The 15,496-nt window shown below is 62.6% G+C and carries 14 protein-coding genes and 1 tRNA gene; 7 read left to right on the top strand and 8 right to left on the bottom strand.

The window, feature by feature from the left end:
• From GXB81_RS13855 to GXB81_RS13835, 4 genes are all read left to right on the top strand, one after another.
• Positions 1-333 (top strand): peptidoglycan DD-metalloendopeptidase family protein (locus GXB81_RS13855; protein ID WP_205989426.1); only part of this gene is annotated, 333 nt, incomplete at its 5' end.
• A gap of 159 nt (positions 334-492) precedes the next feature.
• Positions 493-819: a hypothetical protein gene (locus GXB81_RS13850; protein ID WP_167043114.1), complete on the top strand. Its 327-nt coding sequence runs from the start codon at positions 493-495 to the stop codon at positions 817-819.
• A gap of 1,034 nt (positions 820-1,853) precedes the next feature.
• Entirely contained in the window at positions 1,854-2,162 is a 309-nt protein-coding gene (locus GXB81_RS13840) for a DUF2288 domain-containing protein (protein WP_205989425.1), read from the top strand.
• Positions 2,159-3,514: an MATE family efflux transporter gene (locus GXB81_RS13835; protein ID WP_167043110.1), complete on the top strand. Its 1,356-nt coding sequence runs from the start codon at positions 2,159-2,161 to the stop codon at positions 3,512-3,514. Before GXB81_RS13840 ends, GXB81_RS13835 begins: the two co-directional genes overlap by 4 nt.
• Positions 3,515-4,000: 486 nt before the next feature.
• Here the strand turns inward: GXB81_RS13835 and GXB81_RS13830 are convergent, their stop codons facing one another.
• On the bottom strand, positions 4,001-4,168 hold the full coding sequence (locus GXB81_RS13830) for a hypothetical protein (protein WP_167043108.1): 168 nt from the start codon (positions 4,166-4,168) through the stop codon (positions 4,001-4,003).
• 177 nt (positions 4,169-4,345) lie between these two features.
• Here GXB81_RS13830 and GXB81_RS13825 point away from each other — a divergent pair, with 177 nt between their 5' ends.
• A complete protein-coding gene (locus tag GXB81_RS13825) occupies positions 4,346-4,522 on the top strand; it encodes a hypothetical protein (RefSeq protein WP_167043106.1) in 177 nt (58 codons plus the stop codon).
• 269 nt (positions 4,523-4,791) lie between these two features.
• A tRNA-Pro gene (locus GXB81_RS13820) sits at positions 4,792-4,868 on the top strand.
• A 58-nt stretch (positions 4,869-4,926) separates the two neighbouring features.
• On the opposite strand, the gene GXB81_RS13815 is transcribed toward GXB81_RS13820, so the two are convergent.
• From GXB81_RS13815 to GXB81_RS13800, 4 genes are all read right to left on the bottom strand, one after another.
• Positions 4,927-5,610, bottom strand: a complete 684-nt coding sequence (locus tag GXB81_RS13815; RefSeq protein WP_205989424.1) for a PepSY-associated TM helix domain-containing protein — start codon at positions 5,608-5,610, stop codon at positions 4,927-4,929.
• 69 nt (positions 5,611-5,679) lie between these two features.
• Positions 5,680-6,375 carry a hypothetical protein gene (locus GXB81_RS13810; RefSeq protein ID WP_167283578.1) on the bottom strand — a complete coding sequence of 232 codons (696 nt, stop codon included), beginning with the start codon at positions 6,373-6,375 and terminating at the stop codon, positions 5,680-5,682.
• Between the two features lie 179 nt (positions 6,376-6,554).
• Positions 6,555-8,705, bottom strand: coding sequence for a TonB-dependent siderophore receptor (locus GXB81_RS13805; RefSeq protein ID WP_346777793.1), 2,151 nt, complete (start codon positions 8,703-8,705; stop codon positions 6,555-6,557).
• Between the two features lie 389 nt (positions 8,706-9,094).
• Positions 9,095-10,357 carry an ROK family transcriptional regulator gene (locus GXB81_RS13800; protein WP_167043098.1) on the bottom strand — a complete coding sequence of 421 codons (1,263 nt, stop codon included), beginning with the start codon at positions 10,355-10,357 and terminating at the stop codon, positions 9,095-9,097.
• Between the two features lie 228 nt (positions 10,358-10,585).
• Between GXB81_RS13800 and GXB81_RS13795 the strand changes: the two genes are divergently transcribed.
• Positions 10,586-12,337 carry a phosphodiester glycosidase family protein gene (locus tag GXB81_RS13795; RefSeq protein WP_205989421.1) on the top strand — a complete coding sequence of 584 codons (1,752 nt, stop codon included), beginning with the start codon at positions 10,586-10,588 and terminating at the stop codon, positions 12,335-12,337.
• A 143-nt stretch (positions 12,338-12,480) separates the two neighbouring features.
• Here the strand turns inward: GXB81_RS13795 and GXB81_RS13790 are convergent, their stop codons facing one another.
• The 3 genes from GXB81_RS13790 to GXB81_RS13780 all read right to left on the bottom strand — a co-directional run bounded on the left by GXB81_RS13790 (position 12,481) and on the right by GXB81_RS13780 (position 15,467).
• Positions 12,481-13,230 (bottom strand): FadR/GntR family transcriptional regulator, encoded by a 750-nt coding sequence (locus GXB81_RS13790; protein WP_205989420.1) that lies wholly within the window; start codon positions 13,228-13,230, stop codon positions 12,481-12,483.
• Positions 13,231-13,293: 63 nt separating this feature from the next.
• Positions 13,294-14,148 (bottom strand): fumarylacetoacetate hydrolase family protein, encoded by an 855-nt coding sequence (locus GXB81_RS13785; RefSeq protein ID WP_205989419.1) that lies wholly within the window; start codon positions 14,146-14,148, stop codon positions 13,294-13,296.
• Between the two features lie 32 nt (positions 14,149-14,180).
• Positions 14,181-15,467, bottom strand: a complete 1,287-nt coding sequence (locus GXB81_RS13780) for an MFS transporter (protein WP_205989418.1) — start codon at positions 15,465-15,467, stop codon at positions 14,181-14,183.
• Between the last annotated feature and the right edge of the window lie 29 nt (positions 15,468-15,496).

Here is a 15,496-nt window from a genome sequence, read left to right as displayed (position 1 = left end):
GTGATCCGCCGCTTCGACGGCGCCAACTCGAAGGGCATCGACATCAGCGCGGCCGCCGGCACGCCGGTCGTAGCCGCGGCGTCGGGCACCGTGGTGTACGCCGGCAACGGTCTGCGCGGCTACGGCAATCTGCTGATCCTCAAGCACAACGCCGACTACCTGACCGCCTACGCGCACAACCGCGTGCTGCTCGTGAAGGAAGGCGAATCGGTCAAGCGCGGCCAGAAAATCGCCGAAATGGGCGACACCGACACGGATCGCGTGATGCTGCACTTCGAACTGCGCTATCAGGGCCGCTCGATCGATCCGTCGAAAGAACTACCGCCGCGCTAAAGGCAAGCGGTGCACTGCGCGTTCGCATCGTGCGCGATGCGTGCCATCTCAGGCACGCACGCGGCAAACCGGGCGCGGGAACCCGCGTGCTATAAACGCTCAATTCGAGGCGGCCTCGCTGCGGCAGCCGCCCCTTTCGTTATTTGCAAGGAATCTGACATGAAGAGCGCATTGGCGCGCGTCGCGACGGCCGCGGCGGTCGGTCTTGGCCTGCTGACGCTCGGCGGCCTCGGCGGCTGCTCGAGCACGACCACGATGACCTACCTGCCGAGCGGCGACACCGGCTTCGCGATCAACTGCAGCGGCAGCGACGCGAGCGTGAGCTGGGCCGAGTGCTACAAGCGCGCGGGCGAAGTCTGCGGCAATTACGGCTACGACGTGGTGTCGAAAGACGTCGACAACGGCGCGACGTCGGGCGGCTCGATCGGCGGGATTTTCGGCGCGAACGTGAAAAACCGTTCGATGGTGGTGCGCTGCAAACAGTAACGCAGGCTGTGCCGGCGAGCGCAATCGCCTATTCACCGGTTAGCGGCGGCGCCAGCGTCCGGAACGCGGATCGATGCGCACGGCAAAGCGCAATAACAGCCCCAGCGCAATGGGCCATACGCCGAGAAAAGTGATCAGCCAGGTCATGACCCGTACGATAAAAGATAATCGGCCATGATCGGTGACGGATGTGAATTCGCAATGAAGGAAGCGAAATCCGCCCGGCAAAATCCCCACGCATCCGGCGAAAAAAAGCCCGGCACGGAGCCGGGCTAACGGGGGTTCGGCGCATATCGGCAAAGGACCGGTTCACCATGCGCCAGAACGAAATCTAACAACCTGCATTTACAAGCGCAATCCATTATTTTTGCGGTCAATGTGACAGGCCGTACGGATTCCGCAAATCGCGAACCGGAAATGTCGCAATGAGCCTGGCTAAATGCGCCGGCTGTTTGATCTAAAGCGGGACAAATCACATAAATGAAATTTCCGGCGTGCGCCGTCTGCCAAAGGGCTGACCACGTCTACGGAAATCGGCCACAAAACAACTGACAAAAGATCATTGGCCGATTTTGACTAATAGGCCCAGCCCGAAACCGACTTTCTCGATACCGAATAAACTTGGTGCGCCAACGCACGCAACAGGCCGATTTCTTATTCGTCTATTATAAATAAGTCATTTTACCTTTTTCATTGCGAAATTCGCGAATAGCGAAATATTAATATCGGTATATCTACCGACAAATGATTAATCCACATTCAGCCGTGTTTCCCGTTCACTCAATCGGACCACAATCTGACAATTGCATCACAGGCGAAGCGTATGCAACGGTTGCGCGCATCGCCCGATCGCGCCGTTGAATCCAATAACCTGAAGGTTCAAAATCCGGGCATCAGAAATCGACGGAGGAATCGAAGGCTTCGATAAACATCGCAGCCATCGCTCCGCCAACCCGCACGAGCCGGACCTGCGGCCCGTCCGGCGAGCCCGCGCCGATGGTTTATAGTAACGACCCCGTTCGACCCCGCTTACGATGACTTCCAACGACGCCCCCCACAGCCCCCTGTACGCCAAGCTGCTCGGCGAAACCGCCAAGATCGGCTGGAGCGAACTCGAACGCTTCTTTGCGCGCGGCATGCTGCTGCGCGTCGCGCGCGACCTCGATCTCGTGAGTGTCGCCGAAGCGATCGCCAGCGACGACACCGCGCAGGTCACGCAATGGCTCTCCGCCGGCCTCGTCGAGCGCGTGCAGTCCGAAACCGCCGCCGACTTCGTGGCGCGCGACCCCGACCTCTGGGCCGTGGTCGTGTCCCCGTGGGTTTGCGTGCAGGAACGCGCTTGAGCGACACGGTAGAAACCGCCGGCCCCCTCGCGCCCGCGCTGCCGGTGCGCTGGCACCGGCGCGTGCTCGCGCTGGCGTTTCCGATCGTCCTCGCCAACCTGACGCAGCCGATTCTCGGCGCGGTCGACACCGCCGTCGCCGGCCATCTGGACGATGCCTCGTATCTCGGCGGCGTCGCGCTCGGCGGGCTCTTCTTCAACTTCGTGTTCTGGGGCTTCGGCTTCCTGCGCATGGGCACGACGGGCCTCGTCGCGCAGGCGCACGGCGCGGACAACCATGACGAACTGCGCAACACCGTCGTGCGCGCGCTGCTGATGGCGGCCGCGATCGGCGCGGCGGTGCTGCTATTGCAGGCACCGCTGATCGGCTGCGCGCTGCGCCTGATCGGCGGCAGCGATGCCGTGCAACGGCACGCGCAGATCTATTGCCATGCGCGCATCTGGGCCGCGCCGCTCGCGCTCGGCAACTACGTCGTGCTCGGCTGGCTGCTCGGCACGCAGCGGGTGCGGCTCGCGCTGCTGTCGCAGGCGTTCATCAACGGCGTGAATATCGTCGCCGTGCTGCTCTACGTCTATGCATTCGATTGGGGCGTGGCCGGCATCGGCGCGGCCACCGCAACCGCCGACGCGCTCGGCTTCGTGCTCGGCCTCGCCCTGCTGTGGCACGGCAGACCGCGCGGCCTGCCGAAGCTGAGCCGCGCCGCCGTATTCGATGGCGCGGCGCTCAGGCGGCTCGTCGTGCTCAATCGCGACATCTTCGTGCGCACGCTGTGCCTGCTGTCGTCGTTCGGCTGGTTCGCGCATCTCGGCGCGCGTCAGGGCGATGCGACGCTCGCGGCCAACGCTCTGTTGCTCAACTTCCAGACCTTCATGGGATACGGACTCGATGGCTTCGCGCACGCGGCCGAGGCGCTCGTCGGCGCGGCAATCGGCGCGCGCGACCGCCGCGCGTTCACGCAGGCGGTCAGGATCACCGCGCTATGGTCGGCCATCGGGGCGGTGGGATTCGCGCTCGTCTACTGGGGCGCGGGCGCGTGGATCATCGGGCGGCTGACCGATCAGGCGGCGGTGCGCGCGGCCGCCGACACCTATCTGCCGTGGGCGGCGCTCTCGCCGGTGATCTCGGTGTGGGGCTTCCTGCTCGACGGCGTGTTCATCGGCGCGACGCGTACGCGCGAGTTGATGTTGTCGATGGCGGTATCGCTCGCGGTATTCGTCGCGGCATCGTCGGCATTGCTCGCGTGGTACGGCAATCACGGGCTGTGGCTTGCGCTGCTGATCTTCATGGCCGCGCGCGGGGTGACGCTCGTGCGTTATTTGCCGCGCGTTTCGCGCGGGATTGCGGCAGCATAGCGCGTCGCGTATCTCTTTGTGTCGAATATCTCTTTATTGCGCCGCAACCCGGCCGCGCCGCGAGCGCGCGAAATCGGGAACGCTGCGCTGCGCCGGTTTTTCGCGGGACGACAGCCGGTTACGGATTGAAACAAGCGCATACATATCACATAACGCACGCACCCTAGAATGATTTCAGCCCGTGCTCTCCGCGCGAACAGTCAGCGCGGGTCAGAGGTGCCGGCGTGCCCGCGCCGGCACTTCGCCTCTCTCCCCTCGCCGTTTTCATTTCGCAGACTCGCTCGCTGACGCGCTTCGCGCGCTTTCTTTGTCACGCTTTCTTGGTCAGTTTGTCAGCGGTCTTTCCGTGCGGCTTCTCGCTACGCTTGCTGGCTGCGCTTCCTGCCTGAGCTTCTTATGGGCGCGCCTGATGGGCATTTTTAACGCGCGCCCCGCCGCTTCACGCGTAGCTAGCCGGCGCCGACCCGCGTGGCATGCGCAGCGTGCTCACTCCGCCGGCGGCGCGGGCACCATCGAGGGCGGCCGATCGTCGGTCGGCACGCCGTGGTAATCGGCGGGATCGTGCGGCGGGCCGCCGTGGTGGCCGGACGGATTGTCCGCGCAGCCGGCAACGCCGGCGCACAGCAGCAAGGCAAGGGTTAGAACGCGGATCATCGGCAGTCGTCTCCGGAGCAAAAGGTAGGCGGACAAACCGTCCGCCGGCGCGCCGAGAGTCTACCCGCAAAGCGCGCGGCATGACGCCGTCGCGCGCAGGCCCGAGCGGCCATTTCGTGAGATTTCGCGTGCCCTGATCTACTATAGGCTCATGGCCGAACGTTTCAGGAGACTGCCATGGACGCTGAATCGATCGCAGGTCTGATCGGACTCGCAGTAGGTCTGCTCGTGCTGGTGGCGCTGTCGGTTTTCGAATCGAAAACCTACCGGCGCGAACACGACGGCGAAGGCATGCTGCATCACTGGACGCATCAGCATCTGCATATGCCGCATTGGAAGTGGCCGCGACATTGAGCGCCGCATTCGCAGGCACCCGGCGACGATGATCTGGCGGCGCTCGAACCGCTGCGTTGGATGCCCGGATTGCGCTCCCGATGGATCAAGCCGCACTCGGCGTCGCGATGAGTTTGCGCGCCGAGTGGCGGGGGGCGGTGCGCGCGGGGTATTGCATGTTTCAGGCTCGTGGCCCGGGTTCTTTGCCTTGCGCCGAGGGGTACATATAGACCAAAACAGACCAAACGATTGACGCGATCGGCTGGCTCCACCTATAATCTTTGGCTTGTCGGAGCGTAGCGCAGCCTGGTAGCGCATCTGATTTGGGATCAGAGGGTCGAAGGTTCGAATCCTTTCGCTCCGACCAAAGAAAATCAAGGACTTATGGCGTTTCGCCATAAGTCCTTTTTCTTTTTCTGGCTCCGTCAAACGGATTCCAGCGCAAACACGATCATGGCAATGATCGAACCAAAGAATAGGCATGCCCCGAGCGTGCGCTTGCGATTGAGCTCGGTCCACAGAATCACGCCCGTTAGCGACAGCAGCACGAGGCTCCCCGCGATGGAGTCGGCGAGCAGGACCCATCCGGCGCTGGCGCCATTGGCTCGGTGCAACGCCTCCAGCATGCCGATGACGCCCTGCTCCCGCCGCTCGACCGACACGAATGTGCCGCCTTTCCAATATTCGGCGTTGACGAAGTAGCGCGGGGAAATGAATCGCGCAGTCCAGCGCTCGGGCTGGACGACCGATTGATCTCCCCAGGTCACGGGCTGCGCAGGCTGACGCGACACGCTGGAGGGCGGCCGGTCGAGATGAAGCCCGGATCGAACCCACTTCCCTAAATCGCGCGGGTCGTTCAGCGAGCCGGCAGCAACCGGCAACTGTACGGTCGAGACCACGGGCCCTTGGCCTACGCGGAATTTCATAACGGCCCGATGGTTCTGCAATATGCCCGTCACACCGAACAGCAGCCCAAGGACGGCCCCCCACAGACCGACCCAGCCATGTATCTTGCGCAGCCATTTGAGAAACTGGCTGCGGCGCGAGCGCGTGGTGGCGCGGATCGTATTGCCGGTACTCGCGGCGGCGACTCGAGTAGAAATTTGCATCTTTCGATCAGGTAGAACGGTTGTCCGGGGCATTCCTATTCCTGCACAGTGAATGCCGTGCCCGCGATTTCATGGAGCAGCTTGACGCGCTGCCGGCGACGATGGTTGGCCGAGCGCCCAGTCCGTGGCCGCATCGAATAGTGTCTGGCCATCGCTGCTCAGCTTTTCGAATGACCGGTTGCCGAGGAACAGCGCGACTCGCCGTGCCGGGGCGATAAAGTCGTAATCCATGGTGGAGCCCTTCTCATAGGCGAACACGACGGCGTGGGACGGTTCACCGGGAACGGTCGCGATCACGGTCGCGCCGGGGCCTGGCCTGCCCCACCCCATCTCGTCATCACGCGGATAGACCCAACGCTTTCCCGCGGGTACGCCACCGGCGATCGGGCTCGGCGCGTTGACCACGCTCACGTAGTGCTCCTTCTGCAGTTCGCCGAAGTCTTCCCCCTTCTTCTGGCCGGTGAAGCGCAACGAATCGTAAAGATCGGACTCCCAGGTGAGAAGCGGGATCGGCACGTCGCGAAAGCCCGTGCTTACCATGTCGCGGGCGCTGACGACCGAAGAGATGATCACGAGATCCATGCCATTCGACGCGCTTGCCGGCGTGTTTTCGTCCACCATGGTGACCGACATCCCGCGCGATTCCAGGTGGGCCCGCACCTTGTCATCCTCCTCGCGATCGCGATGGGAAAGCCGGGTCACGTAGAGAACGCGCTTGTGCAGCGCGACGCCGGGCGGCGAGCCGGCGGGAACGGACTGCGCCATGACCTCGTGAGAAAAACCAGCGACACTCACAGCGAACACGAGCGCGGCAAACCGCATGCCCCGATGACGGGACGTCGCTGAGGAATGAGAGCTGCGAGTCGCAGCGGACCAGACACGGAAAGCAAAATCAAGCATGATGAGCAGGAGCAGGTTTATGCCGGCACGCAAGCCGGCATGGTTCAGAAGTCGAAGGTCGAGGTGAGAATGACGGTGCGTTCGAGTCCGATACCCAACTGACTCGACCCGGCCGACGCCCAGTAGTGCTTATTGAAGGCGTTTTCCACGTTGAGCTGGAAACTCGCCGCCTTGCCATAGATTTTCGTGTCGTAGCGGGCTCCTGCCGTGAACAACGTATAGCCCGGAATGTAGGCCTGGTTCGCATCGTTGATCGGACGCGAGCCGACGAAATACGCCCCGCCATTGACAGAAAATCCGTTGACGTGCGGCACGCGATAATTCAGAAAGACGCTTCCGGTATAACGCGGCGTGTTCTCCGGGCGCTTGCCGAGCGTGGTCGGATCGGTGCTATCGACCAGCGTTGCGTCCAGCCACATGCCTGTCGTCACGATCGAGAGATCGCGCGTGATGTCGCCCTGGTACGAGAATTCGACTCCCCGGTAGCGGCCCACGCCGTTTAATGCGTAGACATTGTCGGCATTCGCGCTGGCGGCCGGCTGCCGGATCTGGAACAGCGCCGCCGAGAAAAGCCCGCCATTGTCGAAGCGATGGCGCACGCCGAGCTCTTCCTGCCGGCTCACGGCGGCAGGCAGCACCTGATAGGCATTCGCCGCGGTCGCGGGCGCGCTGCCTGCCGATTCGAGCCCCTCGATATAGCTCGCATAGACGCTGGTTTGCGGCGTGAGCCTGAACACGAGGCTCGCGGCCGGCGAAACGTGATTGGCGTCCTGCGTGGGCGTATACGCCTGCGTGGCATGATACGAAGCGTAACGCAGGCCCGGCGTGAATTGCAGCCAGGGCGTCAGGTCGATGCGATCGAATACGTAGGCCCCGCTATTCGAGGTGTGCTGCGCATAGAACGCCTTCGATCCCGCCGGCTTCAGGTTCGTGATGCTGATCGGGTTGTAGAGGTTCTGCGAGGCCGTAAAGTAATAAGTCGTGAAATCGGGCTGAAACTGCCACGTCTTGTTCACGCCAAACGTGACGTCATGGTGAAGGCGGCCCGTATCGAACAGCCCGTTGATTTCCGCGCGTACGACCTTGCTCTCGTAGAACTGTCCATCCTGCTGGCTGCCCTGCAAGGTGCCCGCGCCGGTGTTGACGTTGTATTTCTGGAAGACCCATAGCCAGCGGTTGCGCTGCGTGATCGACTGGCCGACTTCCACATTGGCACGCCAGTTGTCCGAAAAGAGATAGTCGGCGCGCAGCAACTGGCTGGTCGCCGTTGCATTCGTTTTCCTGTCGTTCGGAACCAGCAACGTGGAAGGATCGGGCAAACGCGGAAGCGCGATGACACCGCTGACCGCGGCGAGAGGCGTAATGCCGGCCTGCTCGACGACATTCTGGTCGATGTGTTCGAGGTCGTACTTGAACGAAAGACGGTTAGTCGCGCGCCAGTCCAGCGCCACGCTGGCAAAGCGGCGAAAGCCGCGATCGCCGTCGATAGGCGTTTCGACGTGCTCGTCCATCGCATTCACGCGCAGGCCGAACTGGTTGTCGGGGCCGAAACGGCGGCCGATATCCGCGTGTGCGCCAATGGACCCGTGCGAATCCGCCACGATCGAGGCCGAAGTGACGGGATCGCTCCCGGCGCGCTTCGTGACCATGTTCACCACGCCGGCCGGGACGATAAAGCCGTAGTACAACGCCGAGGCGCCTTTGAGCACTTCGACGCGCTCCTTGTTCTCCATCGGCATCCAGATGTTGTTGTCCACGGGCAGGACGCCGTTCAGCAAATAGCTGTTACGGTTGTCGAGCGAGATGCCTCTTATGGATAACTGATCATATGCGATGCCGCTCAATTGCTGTCGAACGACGCCCGCCACGTTACGCAAACCGCCATAGAGGCCGGAGGCCGCCTGCGCCTTCAGCAGTTCCGACGTCACGACGTTGACGGTGGCAGGTACGTCCAGCACATCGAGTCCGGCGTACGGGCCGCTCTGTATCGACCTCGCTACATACGCGCTTGCTTTCTCCTGCTTTGACGTGACGACGATCGCCTTCAGTTCGCTGCCGGGCCCGCTATCCGCCGTGGTGCTTGCCGCGGGACGGGTCGGGTTGGCGGATGCCCCATTCCGCACCGAATCGCCGGAGATCGCGGTGTCGCTGTCGGTCGTCGATGCGCATGCCGCATAAGGCAAGCCGAGGCTCACGACAGCCAGGGCGGCGGCGATGGCAAACGGCGTTGGGGTCGATGATGATTGGGCCGAGCGTCGGCGGCGAAAGGTTGGGTGCATACACGGTGAAACGAGGGGCATGGAACGGACGATGAAGCATTGCTCCGCCATCGACGAGACACGGCTCGCAACGGCACAGGGCGCCGAGCGAAAAGTTGTCAATCAGGAGTACATATCTTCACCACGGCGTGATCGACGGCGCGAACCTGTCTCGTCGCTGCATTTCAGCCGATTGGAAAAATCAGATTGTAAGCAGGCGGAAGTTGATCGTCAATGCATATGAGAATTATTATCATTAACTAATCTGTCGTGGCGCGGGGATAGTTGGGGGTAATCAGGAACGGTTCGGCCAACCTCGCAACCAGTCAGGTCGCGATCTGCAGCATCTCCGCCAGCACCAGTCCAGCCGCCCCGCGCATTCCGGCAAGATAGCCCGCGTCGCCCAGAACCAGTTCCAGGGCGGCTCCCGGGTGCCAAGGCAAAAGGTCATTGACCTCCCGTGCAATTGCATCGAGGAGTGTCTGCCCGCCCGCAGCGATATCCCCATGCAAAATGAACATGCCGGGCGCGACGATCTGTTGAAGATTGGCGATGCCATAGGCCAGATTCCGGGCAAACTTCCTTAGCAGCAAGTCGGCATCGGACGAACCGCCGGATACCAGATCGGTCAACAGCCTGAAATCGAGCTTGTCGGCGTTGCTCAGGCCAACTGAGCCGGCCTCGCGGCGAAGCCATCCGAGCGTGGCGATCGTCTCCAGGCAGCCGCGCTGTCCGCAGTGGCAGAGGGCTCCGCCCACGTGCACACGGGTATGTCCAAGTTCGCCGCCCGTTCCCTTCGGCCCGCGCAGCACGCGACCATTGAGAAAGAGCGCGGAGCCGATACCCTTCGTAACGTACAGGACAGCGAAACTATTTTTCCCTCGGCCCGCGCCGAACCACCTGTCTCCAAGCAGGAGAGCACGCGGATGGTGGTCGACGAATGTCGGCAAGCCGAAGCGACCTTGAACTTCATCCCGAATCCGCAGACCACCCAGACCCGGCGTCATGGCGTTATCGACGATCGATCCGCTGTCGGTGTCGACCATGCCGGCCACCGCCACGCCAATGCCGAAGGGCGCTCTCCCGGCACGCTTCAGGGTGGCCTGGACGCACTTGAAAATGATTTTCAGCAATTCGGACTGCGGCACGTCGCATGAGTCGAACGGCAGCCAGTTTTCAGCCCGAATGCGGCCGTCCATCGAGACGAGCGCAGCACGTACGCCGTCATGCATGAGCAGAACGCCACACAGGGGCTTTGCGTCGGCGGCGAACCAGAGGGGGCGCGCCGGCTTGCCGCCGACGTTATTCGCCGGCAGAGGCTCGCCTTCCACGAGTAAGCCCTTGTCGAGCAGCGGCTGAAGTATCCCGGTCATCGTGGACCGGTTGACGTCGGCATGCCGCGCAAGTTCTGCGCGGCTGGTCGGTCCGAGGTCGAACAGCGCCTGAACCACCCGGTTGCGGTTTGCAGAGCCGACATCGGATGACGAAATCAGGCCCGCTCTCCCCTGCCGGCGGTCGCCGGGCTCAAGGAAGTCATCGAGGCCACGAGAATTTCCGACCGTGCGGCCGAGTGCGTTGGTTTCTTTCATTTTGCAATCGTGTTGGTCGCCGAAGGCCGAACCATTGCCCGGCTAGTCTGAATATTACAGGTGATCGCGGTTGTCTCTGTCGGGCGAGGTAAGAAGTACACGAACGCGTCACATGTTTGTGTGAGACTCGAACATACTAAAACATGATGCACCAACGTCATGCACCGCTCGTCCGTCTGTCTTTCCCTTCACGTGACCCCGCTGTACTTACCGCCTTTGGATATACCCATGGAAAAAATGAAAATGCCGCCAGGAAACGCTCAGAAGCTGCAGGGACCCGCGTTTCCCCTACGCGCCACGGCTCTCGCTGTCATCGTCCTCGTCCCGGTCTTGCTGTCCGGATGCGGCAGCAGCAATGACAATCCTGGCAATACTACGCAAACGCCGACGCCGGCGCCGACTCCCGCTCCGGTCGCAACGTGGCAATTGCCGGCCTCGGAACTGCCGCTCGGCCCTTCGGGACAGCAGGAAGCGCGCACCACCACGCCGTTGAAAACGGGAGTCACTTACTATCAGATAACGCGCGGTCAAACAGCGAGCAGCGATTTCTGGACGATCACCGTTCAGTTCGCGAAAACACAGTCCGCAGCGGCCCCTGCCGCCGCCGCACTGGCGACGGCAGGATATCAGGTGCGTTATGACTCGGCGGGTACAGGCCCAGACGGTTCGCCACTCGGATTCAACGTTTCCGTGGGCCAGTATCCTACGCAAGCGGCCGCGCAGACCGCCGCGACGACCATCGCGCAGCAGACGAACAACGCCTATACGCTCAAAGTGCGCAACACCGGCCTCGACGGCAATGCCTCGTCGACCGGCCCGTGGCTCGTCAATGTCCTTGCCATCGCGCCCACCTTCAAGGGCAATCTGCAGAACGTCATTGCAGGCGGCAACCAGGCGGACACCGGCGGCATGATCGGCCCCGCGGGTCTCGAAACGCCTCAGTCCACGGCCGCGCGAATGGGCGCATTTGCCGCCATTAACTCCGGATACGGTTCGGCAACCGCGCTCGCGACCGGCGGAACGGCAAGCACCCTCGTCTCCAATGGGAAACTCGAAGGCATGGCGGTGAAGGGTCAGCCGGCTGTCTCGTTCGCACAGGTCAACGGCTCGCCGTCGGTCTCGTTCCTGCAAAACGTGTCGACGACGGCGACGGTCACCAGCAGTCAAGGGGCCAGTGCGTCGATCCTTGGAGAGAACCGCTCCATTCTCGGACAGGTCTACAACTGCGGCAGTCCGGGCGCATTGCCTAACGCGGGGCCCGCGATGGATTATCCGTGCACGAACTACAACGACCTCGTGCTGTATGACGGCAACTACAACGGCGGCCTGACATCGGCCACTAACGTCGACCCCGGCTACTCGGGAGCAACCTATGAGGTACTGGTCGATAGCAAGGGCGCCGTGGTTTCCGGAAGTACCGTTCTGGGAGCGCCGCCTCCGCCGGGTGGCTACGTTCTTCAAGGGCTCGGCACAAGCGCGGCATGGCTGCAACAGAATGCGGCCAACGGCGCCTCGCTCAACGTGACGCAAAACGTGCAGTCCAACGCGGGACCGATGACGCTGGCTCAAGGTACGTCGCTGGCAGCGGCAGGTCCTACCCTGCTGCCCGCCGCAACGGTCCAGCAATCCGCCGTGGCCGAGGGATTCTCGCCCACTTTCGGCAACCTCGATCGCACCGGCAGTTGGTACTGGGGCTGGTTCATGGCTCGCAACCCGCGAACGATGATCGGCACGACACCCGACGGCACCATTCTTCTCGTGGAAATAGATGGGCGCCAACCCGGACTGTCCATCGGGACGACCATCCAGGAAACGGCAAACGTCATGCAATGGCTTGGCGCCAGCAAGGCCATCAATCTGGATGGCGGCGGGTCCAGCGCCATGATCGTCAACGGGGCCGACGTCGCTCATCCGTCGGATAACTCGCCGGCAACGCCGACCCAACGAAAGGTCATCTCGTCACTGGTGTTGACCCAGTAATCGCTGTTCGCGCTCGCCCGCTCCGCTCACTAGCCGTGCGGGCGAGCGCGGCTCGGGCGAGCGACGGTAACGCGTGTCGACGCATCCGCATCATGATGCAACACGCCACGGCTTTTTCAAACGACGGTACCCGCCCACCCAACTCAACCACGCTGCTTGCGCGGACTCTCCTCGAGATCGGCGATCGATTGATCGATCGAATCCATATGCGCGGTCATGGCCGCCCTCGCGAGCGCGGGGTCTCTCGCAGCAATTGCCGCATAGATGGCGCGGTGCTCGCTATGCGCCTGCGAGCGCCGTTGCGGAAGACGGGCCGCCGTGAAGGCTTCTTCTTCGACCATGGTGCGCAAGTTTCCGATGATCTTGGCAAGCAGCGGATTACCGGTGGCCCGGGCAATCGCCACATGAAAATCGGCGTCCAGCTTGTTACGGCTCGCGGCGTCGTCTTCGCTCTCCAGCCGGTCGAGAATCGATGCGATTTCGTCAAGCTGCGCCTTGCTGCAACACCGTGCCGCTTCCTCGGCCGATGGAATCTCGACGTAGCGCCTCACCTGATTCAGATGCGCCGGCGCGTAGCCGCCGAATACGAGTTCAGGTTTGACCTCCGTGGCCACGACGAAAGTACCGGACCCGCTTCTGGCAACGGTCAGGCCCATCGCGTCCAGACTCACGAGCGCTTCACGGATGACCGGCCGGCTCACGCCGAAGAGCCGCGCCAACTCGTTTTCCGACGGCAGCCGCTCGTTGATGCCCAACTCCCCGGACTGAATGCTGGCGATAAGCCGCTCGCGCACCTCGTCGACGGCACGACGGCGGCCGATCTTTTCGATCGATCCGGCAAAGGACGGCGCATTAGACACGGATGACCCCAATCTGCCGGGCGCGTTGCACATGCAATCCCTCGCGATGAAGCGCGGCACAGGAAGCGCGATATGACGATGCGCGCAAGACGTCAGTTAGCATGGATGGTTCGCGACGGTATTGACGAGAGTGCCGATCTGGGAAATTTCGATCTCTATTGTATCGCCCTTCTTCAACCAGACAGGCGGCTCGCGAAACGCGCCGACACCACCGGGCGTGCCCGTGATGATGACGTCGCCGGGTCGTAGCGGCGTGAACGACGAGCAATACTCGATGAGCTCCGCAATGCCGAAGATCAGGTCGCTCGTGTTCGCGCGCTGCATGACCGTGCCGTTCAGACGGGTAGTCAACGCGAGATTCGAGGGGTCCGGAATCTCGTCGGCGGTGACGAGCCAGGGGCCGAATGCGCCCGTCGACGGAAAATTCTTGCCGGGCGTGAATTGCGTCGTATGACGTTGCCAGTCACGAATGCTCCCGTCGTTGTAGCACGCATATCCCGCGACGTATTCGAGTGCATGTGCAGACGGCACGCGATGTGCCTCGCGGCCGATCACCACGGCCAGCTCGCCTTCGAAATCCAGTTGCGTGGACTCGTGCGGACACACGAGCGCGCCGAGATGGCCGCATTGGGAATCGGCGAAGCGCGTGAAGATCATCGGATGCGACGGCAGCGCGCGGCCCGTTTCCTTCACATGTGCATGGTAGTTGATGCCGACACACAGAATCTTGCCGGGATCGGAAATGACCGGCAGCATGTCTACCTGGTCGAGCGGCAAATGCTCCGTGGACTCAAGCGCCCAACGGGCAATGTCCGGCAAACGCCCAAGCGCAAGCGCGTGCCTGAGCGTCGCGCCGACCTCGGAGGAAATCGGCGCCACGTCGATAATCCGGTCTTCCTCGACGACGCCATAGGACGCGCGTCCATCGACGCGAAAACTTGCGAGCTTCATGCGGGTATCAGTCCGTTCGATGTTGAAAGGGATCAGGCGGAGTGCCGGACCGCATTGGCCTGTCGCAAGCTGTCCGGCGCGCTCGCGAACCAGGTGCAAACGGCGGCGACCACAAGGCACACCCCCATCAGCACGAGTCCCGATGCGAACGACGGCGATACCGAGCGTGCGTAACCGACGAGATACGGTCCGGCGAAGGCGCCAAGCACGCCGCCGATGTTGACGATCCCCATCACGATGCCGGTCACGCCGGGCGGCACCGCATCGGTGGCGATCGACCAGACGACCGGATACACGCCATAGATGCCACATGCGGCGATCGTCAGCAGCAGCATCGCGATACCGAAGGACACGTTCCCATAGGTGGCCGCGCCCACGATCAGCGCCAGCGCCGAGACGACCAGCGGCCACACGGCATAGCCGCGCCGGCTCACGGCCCGATCGGCGAGATTCGACAGGATGACTAAGGAAATGACAGAAACCGCGAACGGCAGCGAGCTATACCAGCCCAGGGCGACAGAATCGAGTGAGGACGCGTATTGCTTGATGACGCTCGGCAGCCAGATCACGAAGCCGAGAAAACCGATGTTCCAGAACAGCAACACGAAGAAGATCAGGATCACGGCGGGCGAGCGCAACTGCTCGAACACGACCTCGCGCGTCGCTTCCTGACGGGCGGCCGCGCTGGACGCCAAATCCGAGGCAGCGAGATGCTTCAGGAGCGCGGCGCGATCCTGATCGCTCAGCCACTTCGCGACGGCGGGCTTTTCCGCCATGCCCCATAGCCAGACGGCCGCCCACACCAGCGGAAGAATGCCTTCGACGATAAAGAGCGTTTTCCAGCTTCCGTGTTGCAGAATCAGGCCGGCCATCGGCCCGCTGACCGCCGCTGAAATCGGATAGCACAACTGCCAGATGCCGTTTGCGCGAGCGCGCTCCCGTTCATTGAACCAGGCGCGCACGATCACGAGGAAGGTCGGAAAAATGCCCCCTTCCGCGAGACCGAGCAGAAAGCGCACGATCACGAGCTGGGTGGCACTGGTCACGAAGCCCTGCGCAATGGCAACGATGCCCCATGCGACCATCAGCACCGCCACCAGCGATCTCGCGTGGCCCCGGTCGGCCAGCCAGCCGCCGGCGGCCTGCGTAATCGCGTAACCGAGAAACAGCACGCCCGACGAGAAGCCGAGCACGCTGGCCGTGAGCCCGAGCTCCGGCCCCATGGTCGGGATGGCGAAGCTGATATTGGTGCGATCGAGAAAGGCGATCAGGAATGTCACCATCATGATCGGCAACAGGATGATCCATCGGCGTAACATGCAGGTCTCCGTTTTCTATGTGTGTTGTC

It is taken from the genome of Paraburkholderia sp. Ac-20336 (genome assembly GCF_017105025.1).
Lineage (GTDB): Bacteria > Pseudomonadota > Gammaproteobacteria > Burkholderiales > Burkholderiaceae > Paraburkholderia.
Note: the sequence above shows the minus strand (reverse complement) of the source record. Positions and strands in the feature narration are given on the sequence as shown.

Excerpts from the sequence above, each read along its gene's own strand:
- GXB81_RS13850 (WP_167043114.1), top strand. The coding sequence starts at position 493 with ATGAAGAGCGCATTGGCGCGCGTCGCGACGGCCGCGGCGGTCGGTCTT.
- GXB81_RS13840 (WP_205989425.1), top strand. The coding sequence starts at position 1,854 with ATGACTTCCAACGACGCCCCCCACAGCCCCCTGTACGCCAAGCTGCTC.
- GXB81_RS13830 (WP_167043108.1), bottom strand. The coding sequence starts at position 4,168 with ATGATCCGCGTTCTAACCCTTGCCTTGCTGCTGTGCGCCGGCGTTGCC.
- GXB81_RS13825 (WP_167043106.1), top strand. The coding sequence starts at position 4,346 with ATGGACGCTGAATCGATCGCAGGTCTGATCGGACTCGCAGTAGGTCTG.
- GXB81_RS13815 (WP_205989424.1), bottom strand. The coding sequence starts at position 5,610 with ATGCAAATTTCTACTCGAGTCGCCGCCGCGAGTACCGGCAATACGATC.
- GXB81_RS13810 (WP_167283578.1), bottom strand. The coding sequence starts at position 6,375 with ATGGCGCAGTCCGTTCCCGCCGGCTCGCCGCCCGGCGTCGCGCTGCAC.
- GXB81_RS13800 (WP_167043098.1), bottom strand. The coding sequence starts at position 10,357 with ATGAAAGAAACCAACGCACTCGGCCGCACGGTCGGAAATTCTCGTGGC.
- GXB81_RS13795 (WP_205989421.1), top strand. The coding sequence starts at position 10,586 with ATGGAAAAAATGAAAATGCCGCCAGGAAACGCTCAGAAGCTGCAGGGA.
- GXB81_RS13790 (WP_205989420.1), bottom strand. The coding sequence starts at position 13,230 with ATGTGCAACGCGCCCGGCAGATTGGGGTCATCCGTGTCTAATGCGCCG.
- GXB81_RS13785 (WP_205989419.1), bottom strand. The coding sequence starts at position 14,148 with ATGAAGCTCGCAAGTTTTCGCGTCGATGGACGCGCGTCCTATGGCGTC.
- GXB81_RS13780 (WP_205989418.1), bottom strand. The coding sequence starts at position 15,467 with ATGTTACGCCGATGGATCATCCTGTTGCCGATCATGATGGTGACATTC.